Annotated in this window: 5 protein-coding genes and 1 pseudogene; 2 read left to right on the forward strand and 4 right to left on the reverse strand. The window is 54.4% G+C overall.

Features of this window, described 5'->3' with window-relative positions:
* The 4 genes and pseudogenes from L1249_RS17170 to L1249_RS17180 all read right to left on the reverse strand — a co-directional run.
* Positions 1-139: pseudogene (locus L1249_RS17170) on the reverse strand (transposase); the annotation flags it as partial.
* 145 nt (positions 140-284) lie between these two features.
* The gene (gene lspA, locus L1249_RS17175; RefSeq protein WP_442908457.1) at positions 285-641 is read right to left on the reverse strand and encodes a signal peptidase II; all 357 of its coding nucleotides are present in this window, start codon (positions 639-641) and stop codon (positions 285-287) included.
* A complete protein-coding gene (locus L1249_RS17770) occupies positions 545-796 on the reverse strand; it encodes a signal peptidase II (RefSeq protein ID WP_442908459.1) in 252 nt (83 codons plus the stop codon). Before L1249_RS17770 ends, lspA begins: the two co-directional genes overlap by 97 nt.
* Positions 797-799: 3 nt before the next feature.
* Positions 800-1,696, reverse strand: coding sequence for a cation transporter (locus tag L1249_RS17180; protein ID WP_228169077.1), 897 nt, complete (start codon positions 1,694-1,696; stop codon positions 800-802).
* Positions 1,697-1,791: 95 nt separating this feature from the next.
* Between L1249_RS17180 and cadR the strand changes: the two genes are divergently transcribed.
* The gene (gene cadR, locus L1249_RS17185) at positions 1,792-2,199 is read left to right on the forward strand and encodes a Cd(II)/Pb(II)-responsive transcriptional regulator (RefSeq protein WP_172416274.1); all 408 of its coding nucleotides are present in this window, start codon (positions 1,792-1,794) and stop codon (positions 2,197-2,199) included.
* A gap of 298 nt (positions 2,200-2,497) precedes the next feature.
* Complete coding sequence (locus L1249_RS17190) at positions 2,498-3,583, forward strand: OprO/OprP family phosphate-selective porin (protein ID WP_054641840.1); 1,086 nt, start codon at positions 2,498-2,500, stop codon at positions 3,581-3,583.
* The last annotated feature ends 369 nt before the right edge of the window (positions 3,584-3,952 follow it).

Genomic DNA, 3,952 nt, shown 5'->3' on the forward strand with positions numbered 1-3,952 from the left:
CCTTGAGAGTCCGGCTCTGGGACGGTTTCAGCTCCTTTCTGAGGCCCTTGCGCACTCTCTCTAGGGCATCGTTGGCCATGCGCACCACATGGAACTTATCGACCACGATACGGGCCTGGGGCAGCACCGCCTTGACCGCTGCATTCCTCGCAGGCGATGGGATCTGGCACGTCCACCTGGAAGTGCATTTCGTCGTCGGTTGATTTGCAGCCCAGTACTTGGTATTGCGGCAGGTGAAGGATGTTGTCGGGAAGTTCGGTCATGGTGTTGTATAGGCGTAGGTGTCAGTCAGATCCATCCGGCTCGGCATTGGTGTTTGCTTTTTTACCCAACAAGCTGCTGGAAACGAAAAGTAAGGCACCGAGGACAATTGCAATATCAGCCAGGTTGAAGGCCGGCCAATGCCAGTCTCGCCAATAGAAATCAAAGGAATCCACAACATAGCCGCGAAAGACCCGGTCAATCAGGTTGCCCATGGCGCCACCGAGGATAAGACTGTAAGCGATGGCCTCTCCTTTATGACGATTTTCAAGGATCAGCTTGATCAGAAAATCGAGACCACTACCGCGATTCCGATAAAAAAAGAGCGCTGCCAGCCTCCACCATCCGCAAAAAGACTGAATGCGGCACCGGTGTTCCATAGGTGCACCCAGTTAAAGAACGGGGTCACCGAAACATACTCGCCATAGGCCATTGATTGCTGCACCAGCCACTTTACAGCCTGATCAGACGCTGCCAGCAGGCCCGATATGGACAATAGGGCATACGGCGAGAGCTTTTTGCCAATAATGAGCATTATTTAACCCTTCAACGCCAAAATGCGTCTGGCACCGTTAAGTACAATGCCCCCCGCGATGGTGCCGATAATCAGATCCGGATAATTGGAACCGGTCCACGCGACCAGGGCGCCGGCGGTGATGACCCCCAGGTTGATCACCACGTCGTTGGCCGAGAATATCCAGCTTGCCTTCATGTGCGCCCCGCCCTCCCGATGTTTGGATATGAGCAGCAGACAACTGGTATTGGCAATCAATGCGACGAATGCGATAGCCATCATCACCAGCGATTCAGGCTCACTACCGAATACAAAGCGTCTCACCACCTCTACGAGCACGCCCACAGCCAAAATCAGCTGCAGTACACCAGCAAGATGCGCGGCACGTACCTGCATTTTCACGCTATGCCCAACCGCATAGAGGGCAAGGCCGTACACCGCCGCATCTGCAAAATTGTCCAGAGATTCTCCAATCAGGCCGGTGGACTGGGCGATCAGACCGGCAGTCATTTCCACCACGAAGAGAAGTGCATTGATGCCGAGCAACCAGCGCAGGGTCCCGGCTTCTTGCTTAGCCGAAGCTGCCGAGAACTCGGCGGCCTTGATGGTCTCCGGATTTGCGGCGACGGTTTCCTGAAGCGAGGCTCCTAGCCCCAAGGTCTTCAGTTTCGAGGTGACGGGTTCGACCTCGCCGTCGTGCACGACCTTCAGCCGGCGGTTGGACAAGTCGAAGGACAGCGCCCGAATCTCCTCAAAGCCGTTAAGAGCCAGGCGAATCATTCGCTCTTCTGATGGACAGTCCATCTTCGGCACGGCATAAACACTGACCCATTCCCCCGACGCATCGGAGGAGGCCTGCATATCGGTATCCGCTGCGGACGTTGCATCACCGCCACAGGCGCCACCACAGGATTTGCTCATGATACGACTCCACTTGAACAATGTTGTGGTACCATTTAAAACTATAAAGCTACTATAAGGTCAATAGCGTAGAGAATCCGTTGCGGAGGAACCCGATGCGTATTGGTCAGTTGGCACAGTCAGTAGGGGTAGATACACAGACGATCCGCTTCTACGAACGGCAGGGCTTGTTGCCGCCGCCTGGTCGGCAGGAGAACGGTTACCGTGTCTATACCGAGAAACACGTTGAGCGGCTGGCCTTTATTCGTCGCTGCCGCATCCTGGATCTGTCACTGGCAGAAATTCACGAACTAAAGCGCTATCAGGACGACCCTCATCAGCCTTGTACCGCCGTCAACGCCTTGCTCGATGATCACATCTCTCATGTGCGCTCGCAGATAACCGCTCTACAGGCGCTTGAGAAACAACTCGTTTCACTGAGAGCGAGTTGCAACGATGACCGGGAAGTTGAGGCGTGTGGGGTTCTTGCTGGAATTAGCGAAGGAAACATGCACCAGCAGTAGGTGAAGCATCAACCAGATAATCCGATGAGATGCCGGTCTGTCTCACTCTCATGCAAAGGTAAGATCAACCATTTAATCCGCTTACCCATTGTTATTTGTCAGAGTCCTGGGACTTAAGCGGCGAACTCTTAGCTTGACCAAGAATAGGGCCGCAACACGCAGCGCGCCAAAACCTGTCACAGGCCCGAACCGATGCCCTGTTTCGATGCATCATTTGTAAACAAACTGCAATCTTTACCAAATAGACTTTCCATTGATTCTTCAATACCCACAAGCAAACTGAAAGGAAAAAACCACTATGAGCAAGAAATATTTGGGCTTGGCTTTGGCGATTTCTGCAGCTTCCGCCGCACAGGCCGGAACTGTTACGACCAGCGGCAAAGACCTTGTGATCGATACCGACAGCGGTATCAAAGTGAAAGTGTCGGATAACTCTGCGTCTTTTCAGCTCGGCGGGCGCCTTCAATGGGATTACGACGCCACGCAGTCTGACGCCAACGGTGTTGACACTACCGATTTCGACGTGCGCCGGGCACGCCTCTACGCCAAGGGCCACTTTGGCGACTGGGCGTACAAAGCCCAGTTCAACGTGGCTGAGAGTGATGGCGCCAAAGGCGGGAACGCTGAGGACCTGTACATTCGCTACCTGGGATTTGGCTCAGCTGCAACCGTGACTATTGGTAAGCAGAAAGAGCCATTCGGCCTGGAACAATTAACGAGTTCAAAAGACATCTCGGCCCTTGAGCGATCCGCCATGACCGAGCGTTATACCCCCGGTCGCAGCGGCGGCATCCAGCTCAGTGGCAAAGGCAGCAACTGGACCTACGGTATCGGCTATTTCGAGGCAGACGGCGATGGCAGCGACGACTTCAATAACACGGCAGTAACCGCACGGGGCACGGTTGCACCCGTTCAAACGAATAATGCTGTTGTTCATCTTGGTGCGGGTTATACCACGCGTGATGCCGACACTCAGGCCAATGAGGTCGATACGTTTAATCTGGAATTGGCCGGCGCTTCCGGGCCCTTCCATGCCCAGGCCGAATATTTCGATTCCGAGGAAGGTCAGGTGGATGTTGATGGTTATTACGTACAGCTTGGTTGGGTTGTCACCGGCGAAAGCCGTCCTTACAAGGCTGGGGCGTTCAAGCGAGTGGAACCGTCATCGCCCAAAGGAGCCTGGGAAGTTATTGCCCGTTTTGAAGATGGCGACGGAAAATACAGTGATGTGGGGCTGGCCACAACTGACGGTAAGCAAACAACACTGGGCGTTAACTATTACGCCAACAAGAATGTTCGACTTGGAATGAGCTACATGGATGGCGAAGAAGCCAATGGCGCTAGCGGAGATGAAGTGCGTGCGAGGTTGCAATATGCATTTTGAACGCATGGGAGAGTGCTTGGTTGAGCTCACCACTTGATAGGGCACTGGTACGGGAAGCATTGTCCTGAATCCGTGAAGCCGGCGCCGACACTTTCCCTATCACCGCCAGCGAGCACTTTTTGATCATTCGCCCCGTGCAAGCTGGCTTTCGCAAGCCCGTTATTGCCAAAACCCACCGTGCTGATCGGTGCTGACGGCCCGTTTTGTCATGCCTTTCCACCCGCCAGGCACGACATATCTGGGTCGCTTGGAACTGCTTGTGGATAGAGTGTCGCCGATTGACGGTCAGCATGGCGTTCCTCGTGGATAACGCAGTCGGCTCCGCAGCGTCTTGAGCACCGTCATGCGCCCGATATCCTGCCCGAAGTC

It is taken from the genome of Halomonas sp. Cn5-12 (assembly GCF_021532545.1).
Classification (GTDB): domain Bacteria; phylum Pseudomonadota; class Gammaproteobacteria; order Pseudomonadales; family Halomonadaceae; genus Vreelandella; species Vreelandella aquamarina.

Bases quoted from the DNA above. Each gene is read 5' to 3' on its own strand.
- L1249_RS17190 (WP_054641840.1), top strand. From the start codon at position 2,498: ATGAGCAAGAAATATTTGGGCTTGGCTTTGGCGATTTCTGCAGCTTCC.
- L1249_RS17180 (WP_228169077.1), bottom strand. From the start codon at position 1,696: ATGAGCAAATCCTGTGGTGGCGCCTGTGGCGGTGATGCAACGTCCGCA.
- cadR (WP_172416274.1), top strand. From the start codon at position 1,792: ATGCGTATTGGTCAGTTGGCACAGTCAGTAGGGGTAGATACACAGACG.
- lspA (WP_442908457.1), bottom strand. From the start codon at position 641: ATGGAACACCGGTGCCGCATTCAGTCTTTTTGCGGATGGTGGAGGCTG.
- L1249_RS17770 (WP_442908459.1), bottom strand. From the start codon at position 796: ATGCTCATTATTGGCAAAAAGCTCTCGCCGTATGCCCTATTGTCCATA.